Annotated in this window: 13 protein-coding genes; all 13 read left to right on the top strand. The window is 55.7% G+C overall.

Features of this window, described 5'->3' with window-relative positions; all coding sequences use genetic code 11:
- The first annotated feature begins 2 nt into the window (after positions 1 to 2).
- The 13 genes from ET33_RS04995 (at position 3) to spoIIGA (ending at position 17171) form a co-directional block, all read left to right on the top strand.
- Positions 3 to 1952 (top strand): stage V sporulation protein D, encoded by a 1950-nt coding sequence (locus tag ET33_RS04995; protein WP_036677314.1) that lies wholly within the window; start codon positions 3 to 5, stop codon positions 1950 to 1952.
- Positions 1953 to 2060: 108 nt separating this feature from the next.
- Positions 2061 to 3554 carry a UDP-N-acetylmuramoyl-L-alanyl-D-glutamate--2,6-diaminopimelate ligase gene (locus ET33_RS05000; RefSeq protein WP_036677316.1) on the top strand — a complete coding sequence of 498 codons (1494 nt, stop codon included), beginning with the start codon at positions 2061 to 2063 and terminating at the stop codon, positions 3552 to 3554.
- Complete coding sequence (locus ET33_RS05005) at positions 3551 to 4960, top strand: UDP-N-acetylmuramoyl-tripeptide--D-alanyl-D-alanine ligase (protein ID WP_036677319.1); 1410 nt, start codon at positions 3551 to 3553, stop codon at positions 4958 to 4960. Before ET33_RS05000 ends, ET33_RS05005 begins: the two co-directional genes overlap by 4 nt.
- Before the next feature lie 4 nt (positions 4961 to 4964).
- Entirely contained in the window at positions 4965 to 5927 is a 963-nt protein-coding gene (mraY, locus tag ET33_RS05010) for a phospho-N-acetylmuramoyl-pentapeptide-transferase (protein ID WP_036677323.1), read from the top strand.
- Positions 5928 to 5929: 2 nt separating this feature from the next.
- Positions 5930 to 7351, top strand: coding sequence for a UDP-N-acetylmuramoyl-L-alanine--D-glutamate ligase (murD, locus tag ET33_RS05015; RefSeq protein ID WP_036677326.1), 1422 nt, complete (start codon positions 5930 to 5932; stop codon positions 7349 to 7351).
- Positions 7352 to 7440: 89 nt separating this feature from the next.
- Positions 7441 to 8538: a stage V sporulation protein E gene (spoVE, locus tag ET33_RS05020; RefSeq protein WP_036677330.1), complete on the top strand. Its 1098-nt coding sequence runs from the start codon at positions 7441 to 7443 to the stop codon at positions 8536 to 8538.
- A gap of 9 nt (positions 8539 to 8547) precedes the next feature.
- A complete protein-coding gene (locus ET33_RS05025) occupies positions 8548 to 9621 on the top strand; it encodes an undecaprenyldiphospho-muramoylpentapeptide beta-N-acetylglucosaminyltransferase (RefSeq protein WP_036677333.1) in 1074 nt (357 codons plus the stop codon).
- Between the two features lie 197 nt (positions 9622 to 9818).
- Entirely contained in the window at positions 9819 to 10724 is a 906-nt protein-coding gene (murB, locus tag ET33_RS05030; protein ID WP_036677336.1) for a UDP-N-acetylmuramate dehydrogenase, read from the top strand.
- A 15-nt stretch (positions 10725 to 10739) separates the two neighbouring features.
- Positions 10740 to 12008 carry a UDP-N-acetylglucosamine 1-carboxyvinyltransferase gene (murA, locus tag ET33_RS05035; protein ID WP_036677340.1) on the top strand — a complete coding sequence of 423 codons (1269 nt, stop codon included), beginning with the start codon at positions 10740 to 10742 and terminating at the stop codon, positions 12006 to 12008.
- A 254-nt stretch (positions 12009 to 12262) separates the two neighbouring features.
- Positions 12263 to 13159 (top strand): cell division protein FtsQ/DivIB, encoded by an 897-nt coding sequence (locus ET33_RS05040; RefSeq protein WP_036677344.1) that lies wholly within the window; start codon positions 12263 to 12265, stop codon positions 13157 to 13159.
- 181 nt (positions 13160 to 13340) lie between these two features.
- Positions 13341 to 14588 (top strand): cell division protein FtsA, encoded by a 1248-nt coding sequence (gene ftsA / locus ET33_RS05045; RefSeq protein WP_036677348.1) that lies wholly within the window; start codon positions 13341 to 13343, stop codon positions 14586 to 14588.
- Between the two features lie 49 nt (positions 14589 to 14637).
- Positions 14638 to 15774, top strand: coding sequence for a cell division protein FtsZ (gene ftsZ / locus ET33_RS05050; protein ID WP_036677351.1), 1137 nt, complete (start codon positions 14638 to 14640; stop codon positions 15772 to 15774).
- Between the two features lie 497 nt (positions 15775 to 16271).
- Positions 16272 to 17171, top strand: coding sequence for a sigma-E processing peptidase SpoIIGA (gene spoIIGA, locus ET33_RS05055; RefSeq protein ID WP_036677355.1), 900 nt, complete (start codon positions 16272 to 16274; stop codon positions 17169 to 17171).
- The last annotated feature ends 143 nt before the right edge of the window (positions 17172 to 17314 follow it).

Raw genomic sequence — 17314 nt, forward strand, 5'->3', positions numbered from 1 at the left:
GCATGAGGGCATCGAACGTAACGGTTCGCCGTCGGTTGTTCGCCGCGCTGATTGTCGGAACGGCTATTTTTCTGGCCTTGGCGGTGCGGCTCGCGTACGTGCAGATCTGGCTCGGATCGGAGCTGTCGGATAAAGCGGAAGATTCGTGGCGCCGCGACATTCCCGTCACGGCCAAGCGAGGGGAAATCCTGGACCGGAACGGGGCGCAGCTCGCTTACAACATAAGCTCGCCTACGGTGATGGCCATTCCGGCGCAAATTCAAGATCCTCAGGCAACGGCGTCCAAGCTGGCGGCGGCGCTGGACGCAAGTCAGGAGACGATTTACAAGCAGTTGACGACGAGAGCGTCCAGTGCTTATATCAAGCCGGCCGGCCGCAAAATTACGCAGGAAAAAGCCCGGGAAATCCGCGATATGAAGCTTCCCGGTATCGTTGTGACCGAGGATAACAAGAGATATTATCCGTTCGGGAGTTTGGCTGCGCACGTGCTCGGCTTTACCGGGATTGATAATCAAGGATTGACGGGCATAGAATTGAAGTATAACCGGACATTAACGGGTATAGGCGGCAGCATCTCGTATTTGGCCGACGCCGCAGGCAAGTCGATGCCCGGATCGACGGACGAGTACAAGAAGCCGCTTGACGGCCTGAACCTTCAGCTCACGATCGACAGCAACATTCAAGCGATTATGGAACGCGAGCTGGATCAGGCAATGCTGAAATATCAGCCGAATCATGTCATTGCGATTGCCATGGACCCGAATAACGGAGAGATTTTGGCGATGGGGTCGAGGCCGGGCTACGAGCCGGGCAACTATAAGGCGTATCCCGTGGAGAACTACAACCGGAATTTGCCCATTTGGATGACCTACGAACCAGGCTCCACCTTCAAGATTATTACACTTGCGGCAGCACTAGAGGAGAAAAAGGTTAACTTGACGGAAGGGTTTTTCGATCCGGGCGCGATTGAGGTGGCGGGCGCCCGGCTGCGATGTTGGAAGCGAGGCGGGCATGGCAGCGAAACGTTTCAGCAGGTGGTAGAAAATTCCTGTAACCCGGGCTTTGTGGTGATGGGCCAAAGACTTGGCAAAGAGAAGCTTTTCGAGTATATTTATAACTTCGGGTTCGGTAAAAAAACGGGGATCGATCTCGGCGGTGAAGAGAACGGAATTATGTTTAAGCCGTCGCGGGTCGGTCCGGTCGAACTGGCCACCACTTCGTTCGGGCAAGGGGTCTCCGTCACGCCGATTCAGCAAATTACGGCCGTATCGGCAGCCGTGAACGGCGGCAAGCTGTTCAAGCCTCATGTGGCGAAGGCTTGGTATAACCCGGATACGGGATCGCTGGTCGAGGAGATGAAGCCGGAGCTCGTTCGCCAGGTGATCTCCGAAGCGACATCCAAGCAGGTACGGGAGACGCTCGAGAGCGTCGTGGCGAACGGAACCGGGCGCAATGCGTTCATTGACGGCTACCGGGTCGGAGGAAAGACGGGGACGGCGCAAAAGGTCGTGAACGGACGCTATTCCGCGAGCGAGCACATCGTCTCCTTTATCGGATTTGCTCCGGCCGACGATCCGAAAGTCGTCGTGTACGCTGCGGTCGATAATCCCCAGGGCATCCAGTTCGGCGGCTTGGTCGCCGCTCCGCTCGTCAAGGGGATTATGGAGGACACGCTTCGTTATATGAAGGTTCCGCCGCGCAAAGATCAAATGGACCGTAAATACGTGTATGGCGATACGAAAATCGTGGAAGTGCCGAATCTGGTAGGCATGAGCGTCACGGAGATTTACGAAAGCATGAATATGAATTTTCAACTGGCGAAATCCGGCACAGGCGGTACCGTGATCAGCCAAGTTCCGAAAGCCGGAACTCGGGTGGAGCAAGGCTCGACGATCCGGATTTATTTGTCCGATGCGAGCCCGCCGGAAAGCGGCAAACCGCAGGCGCAGTGAGGCTGACGCTTCGATGAAAGTACGGTAACATTTGGGGAAATGGGCTTTTCAGCACGCATTTTTTTGTCCATAATGATACCATGTGCAAAAAACGGAGGGGGACACAACATGCAACTGAAGGAGCTGGCAGCCCAGCTTGCCGTCAGCCGGATGATCGGTGACGGCGATACCCATATTCACGGTCTCGCGGCCGATTCCCGCAAGGTCCTGCCCGGAGATTTGTTTTTCTGTGTACCCGGCCTGAAGACGGACGGTCACGATTATGCCGGGCAGGCGGTTGCGCAGGGAGCTGCCGCTTTGGTTGCGGAACGGGAGATTGAAGCGGACGTCCCCGTGCTGCTGGTAAAAAATGTGCGTTACGCCATGGCGGCATTAGCCTGCCATTTCTACGGATATCCGAGCCGGGAGCTGAAGCTCATCGGCGTAACGGGAACGAACGGTAAAACGACGACTACGTTTTTATTGGAAAAAATAGTATCGGACCAAGGTTTTCAAACCGGATTAATGGGGAATATCCATGTGAAAATCGGTGCTGTCCGACATCCGAACGAAAAGAACAATACGCAAGAGGCGATTGAGCTTCAGCGTATTTTACGCGATATGGCCGATGCCGGAACCGATTACTGCATTATGGAAGTTTCTTCTCACGGCCTCGACATGGGGCGGGTGAACGGCTGCCGGTTCCGTACCGGCTTATTTACGAATTTAACGCAGGATCATCTGGACTATCACCAAACGATGGAGCGGTATCGGGAAGCCAAAGGTCTGTTGTTCTCCAGGCTCGGCAACGAATTCGCGCCGACAGCCGATCAGCACCAATATGCCGTGCTGAATGGAGACGATCCGGCTTCCGACTACTTTGCCAAGCATACGACGGCGCAGACGATCGTATACGGCATAGACAACCCGGCTGCCGACGTGCGGGCGGAGGACATTGAAATAACTGCCAAGGGCACCAACTTCCGCTGCGTCACCTACCGCGGAACGGCCGAGGTGAAGATGCGGCTGGTCGGCCGGTTCAACGTCTACAACGTGCTCGGCGCTATCGCCGCAGCGCTGGCGGAAGGGATTGAGCTGGAGCGAATTGTCGCCAGCCTTGGCAGCATAACTTCCGTCGAAGGGCGGATGGAGATTGTGGATGCGGGGCAAGAGTCTCTTGTGCTGGTCGATTATGCCCATACGCCGGACGGCTTGGAAAATGCGCTCTCCACGATCCGGCAATTTGCGGAAGGCCAAGTTTACTGCGTATTCGGCTGCGGCGGTGACCGCGACCGCGCCAAACGCCCGCTGATGGGAGGCGTGGCCGCAAAGTACAGTGACTACGTATTCGTCACTTCCGACAATCCGCGCACCGAAGACCCGGAAAGCATTCTCCGGGATATCGAACCGGGCCTTGTCGGGGCCGGCTGGGACAAAGAGCGTTACGAGCTGATCGCCGATCGCAGACAGGCCATTCAAAAAGCGATTGCCCGGGCAACCTCTAAGGATGTAGTATTGATTGCGGGAAAAGGGCACGAAACGTATCAAGACATCCAAGGCGTCAAGCATCCGTTTGACGACCGGCTGGTAGCGGAAAACGCGATAAGGGGACGGTTGCAGTGATCAGACGTACGTTGGCCGAGATTGCCGTCATGGCCGGAGGAACCTTGGCGCAAGGAACGCCCGGCGATGCCGTGATTCACGGCGTTTCGAAGGATACGCGCACTCTTGCGGAAGGCAGCTTGTATGTGCCGTTGATCGGGGAGTCGTTTGACGGGCATGTTTTCGCCGATGCCGCATTTGAACGGGGCGCGGCCGTATCGCTGTGGCAGACGGACCGCCTCAATCCACCGCCGGGCAAGCCGCTGATTCTCGTGGACGATACGCTGGCGGCGCTGCAGCGTCTGGCCCAAGCCTATCGCCGTCAGCTGAAGGCACGCGTTGTCGGCATTACAGGTAGCAACGGCAAAACGACGACAAAAGATATGACGGGAGCCGTGCTGGCCACGGCCTTCCGTGTGCATAAAACGGCAGGAAACTACAACAATCACATCGGTCTTCCGCTCACTTTGCTGGAACTGGATGAGGATACCGAGATCGCCGTCCTAGAGATGGGCATGAGCGGGCGGGGAGAGATTGAGCTGCTGTCCCGGCTCGCCGAGCCGGAGCTTGCCGTCATCACGAATATCGGAGATGCGCATCTGCTGCAGCTCGGCTCGCGCACCGAAATCGCGCGAGCCAAAACGGAAATTTTAGCAGGACTTCTGCCCGGCGGCGCACTGATCTATCACGGGGATGAACCCCTGATTGAGGAGGTTCTGCCGGAGCTGACCCAGCCCGGACGAATGAAGGCGGACGGCTATGCCAAAGTCCGTTTCGGAGCGGGTGCGGCCAACGATCTGTACCCGCTGGAAATGAAGCTGGATGCGAAAGGAACGCACTTTGTCGTCAACACCGATCCGGGAGTTCCTTTCTATATTCCGTTACTCGGGGGGCATAATGCGGTCAACGCGCTGGCGGCGATCGCCGTCGGGAAGTATTTTGGACTGGATGCGGCGCGGATGACCGAGGGCTTGCAATCGCTGGTCGTTACCGGAATGCGGATCGAAGTGTCGCAGGCGCCTTCCGGCTTGACCGTGTGGAACGACGCCTACAACGCTTCCCCGACTTCGATGAGGGCCGCACTCTCGCTTCTGCACGAGGCGACTGGTTATAGCCGAAAGTTCGCGGTGCTTGGCGATATGCTCGAGCTCGGCCCCGAAGAGGCGGAGTTTCACCGGGATATCGGCCGTTTCGTCGAGCCGGACGAGGTCGAAGCGGTGTATCTTTACGGCCCGCTTGCCCGGCATATTGCCGAGGGAGCGAGGGAGCGGTTTCCGGCGGAGCGCGTCCGGCATTTTGAAGATAAAGAGGAGCTGGCCCGTGCGCTTGGTCAGGCTGCCGCAGCGCGCGACGTTGTGCTGATCAAAGGCTCGCGCGGTATGCGGATGGAGCAGCTGGCATCGTTTTTAATGCAATTGGGGGGATAGTCCGGTGGATTTTCAAATTGTCATGATCACGCTCGGCGTGGCCTTTTTGCTTGCGGTCATTATGGGACCTTTATTCATTCCGCTTCTTCGCAGACTCAAATTCGGGCAGCAGATTCGCACCGAAGGGCCGCAAGCGCATCTGAAGAAAGCGGGCACGCCTACGATGGGCGGGATCATCATCATGCTGGCGCTGGCGCTCGCCGTGCTGCGTTTCGGAGAAAAAAACATCGAGACGCTCATTCTTATTATCGCATCGCTTGGATACGGCTTTATCGGATTTTTGGACGATTATATTAAAATTTTGTTCAAGCGTTCGCTCGGCTTGACGGCCAGACAAAAGCTGCTCGGGCAGCTCGCCGTCTCGATCATCGTATGTATCCTGCTGGTGCAGACCGGACACAACACGGACATCCGGATCCCTTATATCGGTTTTTCGTTCGATATCGGCTGGTTATACTTCCCGTTCGTCGCTTTCCTGTTGCTGGGTACGTCCAATGCGGTGAATTTCACGGACGGTCTGGACGGCTTATTGGCCGGAACCAGCGCGATCGCGTTCGGCGCATATGCCATCATTGCTTTGAATAACTCACAGCCGAATCTCGCGATCTTCTGTGCCGCGATGGTCGGCGCGGTGCTCGGATTTCTGGTGTTCAACGCTCACCCAGCGAAAGTGTTCATGGGGGATACCGGCTCACTCGGCATCGGCGGTGGCTTGGCGGCCGTGGCGATTTTGACCAAAGCGGAAATTTTGCTGGCGTTGATCGGCGGCGTGTTCGTTGTCGAAATTTTATCGGTCATCATTCAAGTCGTCTCCTTCAAGACGAGGGGGAAACGGGTGTTCAAAATGAGCCCGATTCATCACCATTTCGAATTGACGGGCTGGTCGGAGTGGCGCGTGGTCATTTCGTTCTGGACGGCGGGGCTGATTTTGGCCGGTATCGGACTTTATATTAACGAGGTGTTGTAGGCATGGAGCATCCCGCTCAGTACCGCGGCCGTCAGGTCGTCATTCTAGGTCTTGCGCGCAGCGGCGTTGCAGTCGCCAAATTGTTTCACGAAAACGGCGCGGTTGTCGCCGTCAACGATAAGAAAGAACGCCATTTATGCCCTGAGGCCGACGAATTGGAGGCTCTGGGTATTTCTGTTGTTTGCGGGAGCCATCCCGAAGGGCTTGTACACGAGGGTGTTGAGCTCGTCGTGAAAAATCCCGGCATTCCTTACACGATCGAACCTGTAAAGCGGGCGGTCGAGCTGGGGATTGAAGTGGTGACGGAGGTCGAAGTCGCCTATCATATTTGCAAGGCGCCGATGATCGCAATAACCGGCTCCAACGGCAAGACGACCACGACGACGTGGACCGGTCTCATGCTCGAAGCGGACGGATTAAAGCCGATCGTCGCCGGTAACATCGGACGTGCCTTGACGGAAGCCGCTTTGGAAGCCGAGGCGGACAACCGGATGGTTGTCGAGCTGAGCAGCTTTCAGCTCAAAGGAACGCGTGCGTTCCGTCCGGCCGTAGGGGCTCTGCTGAACGTGTACGAGACGCATCTCGATTATCACGGGACGATGGACGATTACGTCGTCTCCAAGACGAAGCTGTTTGCCAATCAAACGGAAGCGGACACGGCCGTGCTGAACTGGGACGACCCGGTCTGCCGTCAAACGGCTGACGCGATTCGTTCCTCGGTGCTGCCTTTTTCCGTTCGTGAGGAGTTGGCTTACGGATTGTTCGTGCAGCCTCCGCTTGCCGCTGGGGGCGAAGACACGGTACATACGATCGTTTACCGCGATAAAGACGGACAAGCGCACCGTATCTTGTCGGTACGGGAGCTCGGAATACCGGGCAGCCACAACGTGGAGAACGCGCTGGCAGCCAGCGCCATGGCCGTCGCTTCCGGTGTGAAGCTGGAGACGATCGCCCGGGTGCTGAAGGAGTTCCGCGGTGTGGAGCACCGGCTTGAATTTGTGGCGCAGAAGGGCGACGTGTTCTTTTATAACGATTCCAAAGCGACGAATCCTACAGCAACGATTAAAACGGTCGAATCGTTTAAGCAGGACATCGTTTTGATTGCGGGGGGGCTTGATCGCGGATCGGATTACATGGAATTGCTGCCTGCGTTCCAGAGCCGGGTGAAAGCCCTTGTTGCCTTCGGAGAGACAAAGGAAAAAATCGTCCGTGTGGCACACCTTGCAGGCATGAGCCGGATTAAAACCGTCGATACTGCTGCTAAGGGTGCACGGGGAACGGTGGAGGAAGCGGTGCGGGAAGCACAGGCGCTGGCGAAACCCGGTGACGTGGTGCTGCTCTCGCCCGCATGTGCAAGTTGGGGCATGTTTTCCTCTTACGAGGAGAGGGGAAGCATGTTTAAGGAGTCCGTGCATAACCTGTAAAAGGGGGGAACAAGCCCTGTCAGCCGGCAGCGCTGATCCGGCGTGAAAGGTCCCTTCCCAGATTACCGAGAGGTAGAGGTGTGGGCGGTATGGTGAAAGCACGTTCGACTCCGGATTGGATGATGTTGGGCTCCACGCTGCTGTTGCTTGCCGTAGGAGTGGTGATGGTGTACAGCGCCAGCGCGGTGCTTGCGTTTCGCGAGTTCGGCGACTCGCTGTACTATTTGAAACGTCAAGCGCTGTTTGCGGCGCTCGGTATCGCAGCGATGATTTTTACGATGAACGCCGATTATTGGATCTGGAAAAAATATTCCAAAATCATTTTGATCGTCTGCTTCGTTCTACTGGTCGCGGTGCTTATTCCCGGCATCGGGGTCGTTCGCGGAGGGGCCCGCAGCTGGCTCGGTATCGGTTCGTTCGGGATTCAGCCGTCCGAATTTATGAAAATGGGCATGATTGTGTTTTTGTCCAAATGGTTGTCCGAGCAGCAGGGCTCCATTACGCATTTTACCCGGGGGCTGCTGCCGCCGCTTGGCCTTGTCGGCCTCGCTTTCGGAATCATCATGCTGCAGCCCGATCTTGGAACGGGCGCGGTGCTGGTCGGCGCCTCATTGCTGATCATCTATACGACAGGAGCCCGTCTGCTGCATTTATCGTATCTCGGGCTGGTCGGGATTCTCGGCTTCGTCGGCTTGATCATTGCGGCGCCCTATCGGCTGAAGCGGATTACCGCTTTTCTCGATCCGTGGCAGGACCCGCTTGGTGCGGGCTATCAAGCGATTCAATCGCTTTATGCGATCGGTCCCGGAGGGCTGGTCGGCCTCGGTCTGGGCATGAGCCGGCAAAAGTATAGTTATTTGCCCGAGCCGCAAACGGACTTTATCTTTTCTATCATTGCAGAGGAGCTCGGCTTTATAGGCGGTTCCTTCGTGCTGCTGCTGTTCACCCTGCTGGTCTGGCGGGGGCTGCGTACGGCGATTACCGCGCCGGATACGTTCGGCAGTCTTCTTGCGACGGGCATCGTCGGCATGATTGCCGTACAGGTCATCATCAACATCGGCGTCGTGATCGGCATGTTTCCCGTTACAGGCATTACTTTGCCGCTAATCAGCGCCGGCGGCTCGTCGCTAACGCTGATGCTGACCTCGATCGGCGTGCTATTGAACATTTCCCGGTATTCGAGGTGACCTTCCTTTATGAAAAAAATCGTCTTCACCGGCGGCGGTACGGCCGGCCATGTGACGCCGAATTTGGCGGTTATGGCCAACCTGCGCCAGCTCGGCTGGGATATGGAATATATCGGTTCCAAGGATGGGATCGAGAGAGAAATTATCGAGCACGAAGGGATTCCGTTTCATCATATCGCTTCGGGCAAGCTGAGGCGTTACTTTGACGCCAAAAATTTTAAAGACCCGTTCAAAGTGCTGCAAGGCGTCGGCCAGGCTTACCGGCTGCTGGGCAAAATTAAGCCCCATATCGTATTTTCCAAGGGTGGCTTCGTTACCGTGCCGGTTATCGTTGCCAGCAAACTGAGGGGAATTCCCGTCATTTCGCACGAGTCCGACTACACCCCGGGTCTCGCCAACAAGATTACGATGCCCCTCGTCTCCCGTATTTGCGTGACTTTTCCCGAAACGTTGAAGTATGTCCGCAGAGATAAAGCGGAACGCACCGGTCTTCCGATCCGCGAGCAGATCTTGGGTGGAAAAGCATCCCGCGGACTGCAAATGAATGACTTTCATTCTCAAAAGCCGGTCCTATTTATTATGGGCGGCAGCCTTGGCGCCCAGCGGATCAACCAAACGGTTCGCGAATCGCTGGAGGCGCTGCTGGAGCGGTTTCAGGTCATTCATATTTGCGGGAAAGGAAATACCGATCCCTCCTTTGACCGAATCCGGGGCTACCGGCAGTATGCGTACGTCAAGGACGAGCTGCCCGATCTGCTCGCCTGCGCCGATCTGGTCGTCTCGCGGGCAGGCTCCACCTCCATCTTTGAATTTCTTGCGCTGCGCAAGCCGATGCTGCTCATCCCTTTGACCCGCCAGGCGAGTCGCGGAGACCAGATTCTTAACGCGGAATCGTTCCGGGGTATGGGCTACGGCAAAGTGCTGTTCGAAGAGGAGCTGAATCCGGAGTCGCTGATCTCCAATCTCTACGGCCTGTCTGCGGAGCAGGATGAAATTCGGCAGCGGATGGAATTGAATCCGTACGGCAACGGCACGGATCACATCGTGAAGCTGATTGAAACCTATTGTTTGCCTCGCGCCTAGTGAATTTTGCACTAGGCGATTGTCACACTCTGATACGATTCACATAAACTACACTATACCGTGACAGACACTTGGCGAAGCGGCGCGCAGCCCGAGCGCAAGAATGCAGAAGCTCTGCGCGTGCCGCCAATCCTTGGTTCCGGAGCTCATTTACCGGAAAGCCGGACGCCGCGTCGTTCTGTGAAGGAGGTTTTCCCATGCAACAGGTCATAACGGAATTGCTGAACGGGTCCTGCGGCGAGTTGCGGCTGAACGAACCGCTTGCGCCTTACACCACGTGGAAAATCGGAGGTCCGGCCGACATTCTGCTCATTCCTCGTACACGATCGCAGCTTATCGATGCGGTAAAGCTGCTGAACCGGCACCAGACTCCATGGAGGGCGCTGGGGCGGGGCTCCAACATGCTTGTCACCGACAAAGGGATACGGGGTGTGGTCATCAAGCTCGGGGATGATCTGGAAACCGTACGGTTCGAAGGGGAACTCGTCTATGCCGGCGGAGCCTATTCGTTCATTAAGCTGTCGGTGATGGCGGGCAAGGAAGGATTGACCGGCCTGGAGTTCGCGGGGGGCATTCCGGGAACCGTGGGAGGCGCCGTCTACATGAATGCCGGGGCGCACGGGTCTGATGTGTCACGCATCTTATTGCGGGCTGAAGTACTGCTCCCGACAGGGGAGTTGGTGACGCTGAATAATGAGGATTTGGCTTATGCTTACCGACATTCGATTCTGCAGACGAAGCCGGGGATTGTGACTGAGGCGGTATTCCAGCTGCGGTATGGGGACCGCAAGGAGATTGCCGCTACACTCGCGTCGAACAAAGACCGGAGGCTGCGTACACAGCCGCTGCAGCTTGCTTGCGCCGGAAGCGTCTTTCGCAATCCTCAAGGACACTTCGCCGCCAAGCTGATCGAGGAAGCCGGACTTAAAGGCCTTCGGGTCGGCGGAGCCGAAGTATCGCCGCTGCATGCCAACTTCATTGTCAACACCGGGCAGGCGACGGCCCACGACGTGCTCACCCTGATCGAACAAGTCAAGACTGCCGTGAATGAGAAGTTCGGCGTTTGCCTTGTTCCTGAAGTATTGGTGGTGGGTGAGCGGTAAATCGGAGGTGGGACTTTGGAAAAGTTGGTTATCGAAGGCGGGAAACCTCTCTCGGGAGCCATCAGAATTCACGGCGCGAAAAACGCCGCTTTGCCCATTCTGGCAGCCGGCATCATGGCAGAAGGTACGATCACAATTGAGAACGTGCCGGATTTGTCGGACATTCACGTGATGCTCGGTATTTTGCGGGCGCTGGGATGCAAGGCGGAGTTGGTCGGGGATAACGTAACCGTGAGTACGAACGCCGTTCATCAGTTTCATATTCCCGAAAGCCTGATGAGCCAAATGCGATCCTCCATTTTTTTGATGGGCCCGCTGCTTTCCCGTCTCGGACGTGTGGAGCTGTATCAGCCGGGCGGCTGCGCGATCGGCGAGCGAAAAATCGATCTGCACCTGCAGGGGCTGGCAGCCCTGGGAGCGCATATCGAGGAAAACGGCAGCCAGATCGTATGCACGGCCAATGAGCTGCAGGGTGCGGAAATCGTGCTCGATTATCCGAGCGTGGGCGCGACCGAAAACATCATGATGGCTGCTGCGACGGCCCGAGGAATGACGACGATCATCAATGCGGCCCGAGAGCCCGAGATTCAAGATTTGCAAAACTTTTTGAACGCCATGGGCGCTCGTATTATCGGAGCCGGTACGGATACGATCACCATTGAAGGCGTATCGGAATTAACCCCCTGTACTTACCGGATCATTCCCGATCGCATCGTAGCCGGCACGCTGATGATTGCCGCTGCGGTTACAAGAGGAAACGTGACGCTGGAAAAGGTTTGTCCGGCACATCTGACCTCCGCCATTCATGTGCTCAAACGGGCAGGTGTTCAAATCACAATTAACGGTGATATAATGAACGTGTGCGCTCTCGGCCGGCCGAAATCGGTGGAGAGGATCGTGACCTCGCCTTATCCGTCGTTCCCCACGGACCTGCAATCTCAAATCATGGTGCTCCTCAGCCTTACAGACGGGGTAAGCATCGTAAAGGAAACCGTATTTGAAGGACGATTCAAGCATGTAGACGAACTGTCGCGCATGGGAGCGGATATCCGGGTAGATTTGACCTCGGCCTATATCCGGGGAGTACCCAGACTGTATGGCGCCACCGTGGAAGCGACCGACCTTCGCGCCGGCGCTGCGCTCGTCATCGCCGGATTGGCGGCTCAGGGATTAACCGTCATCGAACAAATTCATCATATCGACCGGGGGTACGACCGGATTGAACTGATGCTCGCGTCCCTTGGGGCGGACATACATCGTACGACGCCGGTGCCTACGGAGTAGCACTTTATACATCCATATGACCACAGCCGCTGGAATATCCCTTTTTCCATGGGAGAAGGGATACCCTGCGGTTTACATATTCCGTATTATTTGGTTTGAGTTATCATGCAGGTGATGCCGGCAGATGCGGGTGAGGACGACCGTTTCGCCTAGCCTGCGGACGGCTCCCGTCCTGTCCGGGACAAGCTACCCGGCGCAAAAGCGTACAGAGCCTGCCATGCGGGCTTTGTTGCCGTTCAGAAGAGGAGGCACCTATGGAAGACAGACTCCCAGTGATCAAGAAACCGAATCCGAAAAGCCGGAGCAGCAAGAAGCTTCTGCTGTTTTTATTTATCTTTTTTATTACGCTTCTGCTGATTCTCTTCTTCCAATCGTCGCTCAGCAAAATAACGGAGATCGAGATTCAAGGGCAGCAATTGATATCCAAGGAAGAAATCGCCCAAGCGGCTGCCGTCAAAGCGGGGGACCACTTTTTTTCCGTCTCATCCTCCAAAGTCGAATCGCAGGTCAAAGCACTAAAGATGGTCGAATCGGTCGATGTGTCCAAAAAGTTCCCGGGCCGCCTGATCATTCAGGTGCACGAGTACCCGAAGGTGGCTTACCAAGTTGGAGAAAACGGCCAGATCGAGGCGCTGCTCGCCGACGCAAGCGTTGTGCCAGTTACAGTACAGGGCGTTGCGTTGGACAAGCCGATCTTGACGGGATGGCCGAAGGACGATCCGCTCAAGGTTAAGCTGTGTCTGGCCATGTCCAAGCTGCCGGCCTCGTACTTCTCCGACGTGTCCGAGATCAAGCCATCTCCAACAGAATCCTATCCGGACAAAATCAAAATGTACACCCGCTCCCAATATGAAGTGCAGACGACGATCGGGTATTTGCCCGAAAAGATGAAGTATTTGGATTCTTACATCGCCAGCCTGCAAAGCAGTAAAATATCGGGGGGCGTGATTACGATGCTCGAAGCGGATACGCATGCCCCTTTCGAAAAGGATTCGGGCAAAACGAACGCCAAGGATACGAAAGACGGTAAGGACAGCAAAGATAGCAAGGAAGGTAAAACCTCTGCTTCCAAAGAGACGGACAAGCGCGATACCGCATCGTCGTCCGCTGACGAAAAGAAGCCGGAAAGCCAGGAAACGGCCCGCAACTGAGCAAAAAACTCTACTCAACCTACTAGAATAGTGCTAGAATCGAAATTATGGTATAATTTAAGCCTGGCCGTGAAAAAAAATGAACTAAAAAAGAGGGAATTGCCGAGCCGTGTGGAATATCTACAGGAGGTTTTGCTGACCAAGGCTCAAATCGAAATTATGTCACAGGAGGTGCCACGGGTTGAGCAGCAATGACATCATTGTTAGTTTGGACATCGGTACATCCAAAGTTCGTGCTATTATTGGGGAAGTCGTTAACGGCGCCATTAATATAATTGGAGTTGGATCTGCCGACTCGCAGGGAATTCGCAAAGGAGCGATCGTGGATATCGATCAAACGGTCCAGTCGATCCGGAGCGCAGTGGATCATGCCGAGCGAATGGTCGGAGTGCAAATATCGGAAGTGTACGTTGGAATTTCCGGCAATCATATTGCGCTGCAATCGAGTCACGGGGTCGTGGCGGTATCGAATGAAGACCGCGAAATCGGCGACGATGACATCGAACGGGTCATTCAGGCGGCGAAAGTGATTCCTTTGGCTCCCGAACGCGAGATTATCGGCGTTGTGCCGAACCAATACGTAGTGGACGGAACGGATCAGATTCACGATCCCCGGAGCATGATCGGAGTTAGACTGGAAGTCGAAGCGACCATCGTTACCGGTACGAAAACGGCTATACATAATTTGCTCCGTGTCGTGGAGAAATCCGGACTCAAGGTAGCCGGACTTATATTGATGTCGCTGGCCGCAGGCCATCTGGCTTTGTCCAAGGACGAAAAGGCTGTCGGGACCGTACTGGTCGATATCGGTGCGGGCGCTACGACGATCGCCATTTTTAGCGAGAACAATCTGGTAGCCACATCGACGCTTCCGATCGGGGGCGAGTTCATCACAAACGATATCGCTTACGGCTTGCGGACGCAAGCGGACATTGCCGATAAGATCAAGCTGAAATTCGGGTGTGCCATCGTAGAGCATGCAGCGCCTGATCAAGTGTTTAAGGTTAACCGGATCGGCAGCAATGTGGACAAGGAATTTTCCCAAGTCGATTTGGCGAACATCATCGAGCCCCGGGTACAAGAAATATTTCACCTAATCCGCCTGGAAGTTCAGCGGCTTGGCTTCACCGATCTGCCTGGTGGTTATGTGCTCTCAGGCGGGACGGTTTCGCTGCCCGGCGTGTTGAATGTCGCCCAAGTGGAGCTGGCGTCTTCCGTTCGTATTGCCGTTCCCGAGTTTATCGGCGTGCGCGACCCTGCTTTCACGAGCGGCGTAGGGATTATCCAGTACGCCTCCAAGTATTTGCGGAATTCCAAACAAGGCTCCGGCGTCAAGAAAATAGTCACGACGAAAAAAGCGTCTTCCGGTCAAGAGCAAAAGCCCTCGGCCATGGAACGTTTCAAAAATTGGTTAAGCGAATTTATTTAAACTCGGGTAGCTTGCACGATGAAAGCCTAATGAGGGGGAAGACGCTAGTATGTTTGAATTTGATATGGACATGGAAGGGTTTGCCAAAATAAAGGTAATCGGCTGCGGTGGCGGCGGAAGCAACGCTGTTAACCGGATGATTGACACCGGCGTGAAAGGGGTCGAATTTATAACGGTCAACACCGACGCGCAGGCATTGCATCTTGCTAAATCGGAGATGAAGCTGCAAATCGGGGACAAGCTCACGCGCGGTCTCGGGGCTGGTGCAAATCCCGAGGTCGGGAAGAAGGCAGCTGAGGAATCCCGCGAGTTAATCGCCAATGCGCTCAAAGGCTCCGACCTCGTCTTTGTTACCGCCGGTATGGGTGGGGGAACAGGGACAGGCGCTGCGCCGGTTATCGCTGAAATCGCCAAAGAATGCGGCGCACTGACCGTCGGCGTCGTGACGCGTCCGTTCCGGTTTGAAGGATTGAAGCGCGCTCGGCAAGCGGAGCAAGGGATTGCCGCCCTCAAAGAAAAAGTCGATACGCTCATTATTATTCCGAACGACCGTTTGCTTGAGATCGTTGACAAGAAAACGCCGATGCTGGAAGCGTTCCTTGCGGCGGACAACGTTTTGCGTCAAGGGGTTCAAGGGGTTTCCGACCTGATCGCCGTTCCCGGCTTGATCAACCTCGACTTTGCCGACGTAAAGACGATCATGACCGAGCGCGGCTCGGCTTTGATGGGAATCGGCTACGCTTCGGGTGAAAGCCGCGCGGCGGAAGCTGCCAAGAAAGCAATCAGCTCCCCGCTGCTCGAAACGTCGATTGACGGCGCGCGCGGCGTGCTGCTCAACATCACAGGCGGCAACAACCTTTCGCTGTACGAAGTCAACGAAGCGGCTGATATCGTGGCCGACGCTGCCGACCCGGAAGTCAATATGATTTTCGGTGCGGTTATTGACGAAAGCTTGAAAGACGAGATTCGGGTGACCGTTATCGCCACTGGTTTTGAGCATCGCGAAGCGGTATCACCCGCGAAGAAACCGGCAGCTGCCGGTACAACGGCGTCCGCCAGCCAATCGCAGGAGCCTGTAGACAATCGGCTTGGCAACCTCCGTCCGTTCGGAGGCCAATCGCCGAACGACCAGCTCGACATCCCGGCATTCCTTCGCAACCGCAATCGCAACGGCTTCGACAAATAATGAACTAATCCATATGGTTACTATATTCTTTAATGCACAGCCGCCTCTATCCCTAGAGGCGGCTGTTTTTTTCGCCTCCTCGCGTACCGAGAGGTGGCAGTCCTTTTCCTACTCCTCCCTTGGTTGGGAGGAGTGAGTCCTCGCTAGATCAGCTTGTGTGGCGGAGAGCAGTGTATGTGCCGTAGCTTATGCTTCCGAAGCAGTTTTCCTGCGTAAAACTCTGAGTCTACGTGCTGCCTTTGAACTCGGGTTCTTACCGCAAGGTAAGTTTAATGGAACCCGAGTTCAACAGCGGCCGAAGGCACATACGGCTGCTCGTAGCCACACGCCCGCTGATCACCATGCACCATCAACTCCACTCACTCCCCCCAACCCCTCATTCTCGACAAAAATAGTACCGCCCCCTCGGCATGTTTAGACAGACTTTGGAATACGATTGGGATATACTTGTCTCATTCACGGCAAGCGGGCGGCAAGCTGGGCGGGAGGTAACGAAGATGGTCGTGTACATCGATGTCATTTTCCTCATGAACGTGCTGATCGACGGCGCGCTGCTCTGGACGACGGCCTGGTCGCGCAAGCTCCGTTACCGCCCGTGGCGGTTGGCGCTTTCCGCAGCCATCGGAGGCAGCTATGCGGTGATGCTGTTTTTTCCGCCGTTATCGTTTCTGTTTACGTTTGCGCTAAAATTTGCGCTTTCTCTGCTGATGCTGCTGACCGCCTTCGGATTCGGGGGATTGCAGCATTTTTTGCGGAACCTTGGCGCATTTTACGTCATCAATTTCATGGCAGCCGGTGCTGTCTTCGGGTGCGCCTACTTCTGGCAATCCTCCAGCGAAATCGTAAATGGTATCTTGTTCAGCCACGATCTAGGGGTCACGCTGACGATGCTGGCTTTTTCCTTCCCATTGGCGTTATGGCTATGCCGGCACGTCCTGCAAGCCTTGAGGCGCAAGCAGGAACTGACCTCGTTCTTGGCCAAGGTGGAGGTCCATATCGACGAATTTGCCTCCAGCTGCACCGGACTTATCGATACGGGCAACCAACTGTACGATCCTCTGACGAAAACGCCGGTCATGGTCATGGAAGCGGCACAGTGGGGGGAGCGCATTCCCGAAGCTTGGCTGGTCAAAATCCGCCGGGCCGAAGTGGATCAGCTCGTGACGTCGATCGGTACCGAACCCTTTGTCTGGCAGGATCGCTTGCGTTTGGTGCCGTATCGGGGGGTGAACCGGAATACGCAGTTTATGCTGGCGCTGAAGCCGGACCGGGTCGTCATCACAACGGGAAGCGAGCAGATCGAGGCGAACAAAGTGCTGATCGGACTGGACGGCGGCCGGCTCAGCTCGGACAACGCTTATCAGGCCATCATTCATCCGTCGCTAGTCAACATGTAACCCGAGTGGGACCCGATATTTACCATCTGGCTTGCCGCAGCTCAAGGCCGTGCTTGTAAAGGAAAACCGAAGCTTGACCGTAAGAAAGCTGTTTTCATGACTAGGATGTACGGCGAAAAAAATGGTACGAATGGGAGGAAGCG

The sequence above is a fragment of the Paenibacillus tyrphae genome, from assembly GCF_000722545.1.
Lineage (GTDB): Bacteria > Bacillota > Bacilli > Paenibacillales > NBRC-103111 > Paenibacillus_G > Paenibacillus_G tyrfis.

Excerpts from the sequence above, each read along its gene's own strand:
- ET33_RS04995 (WP_036677314.1), top strand. The coding sequence starts at position 3 with ATGAGGGCATCGAACGTAACGGTTCGCCGTCGGTTGTTCGCCGCGCTG.
- ET33_RS05000 (WP_036677316.1), top strand. The coding sequence starts at position 2,061 with ATGCAACTGAAGGAGCTGGCAGCCCAGCTTGCCGTCAGCCGGATGATC.
- murD (WP_036677326.1), top strand. The coding sequence starts at position 5,930 with ATGGAGCATCCCGCTCAGTACCGCGGCCGTCAGGTCGTCATTCTAGGT.
- spoVE (WP_036677330.1), top strand. The coding sequence starts at position 7,441 with ATGGTGAAAGCACGTTCGACTCCGGATTGGATGATGTTGGGCTCCACG.
- ET33_RS05025 (WP_036677333.1), top strand. The coding sequence starts at position 8,548 with ATGAAAAAAATCGTCTTCACCGGCGGCGGTACGGCCGGCCATGTGACG.
- murB (WP_036677336.1), top strand. The coding sequence starts at position 9,819 with ATGCAACAGGTCATAACGGAATTGCTGAACGGGTCCTGCGGCGAGTTG.
- ET33_RS05040 (WP_036677344.1), top strand. The coding sequence starts at position 12,263 with ATGGAAGACAGACTCCCAGTGATCAAGAAACCGAATCCGAAAAGCCGG.
- ftsZ (WP_036677351.1), top strand. The coding sequence starts at position 14,638 with ATGTTTGAATTTGATATGGACATGGAAGGGTTTGCCAAAATAAAGGTA.
- spoIIGA (WP_036677355.1), top strand. The coding sequence starts at position 16,272 with ATGGTCGTGTACATCGATGTCATTTTCCTCATGAACGTGCTGATCGAC.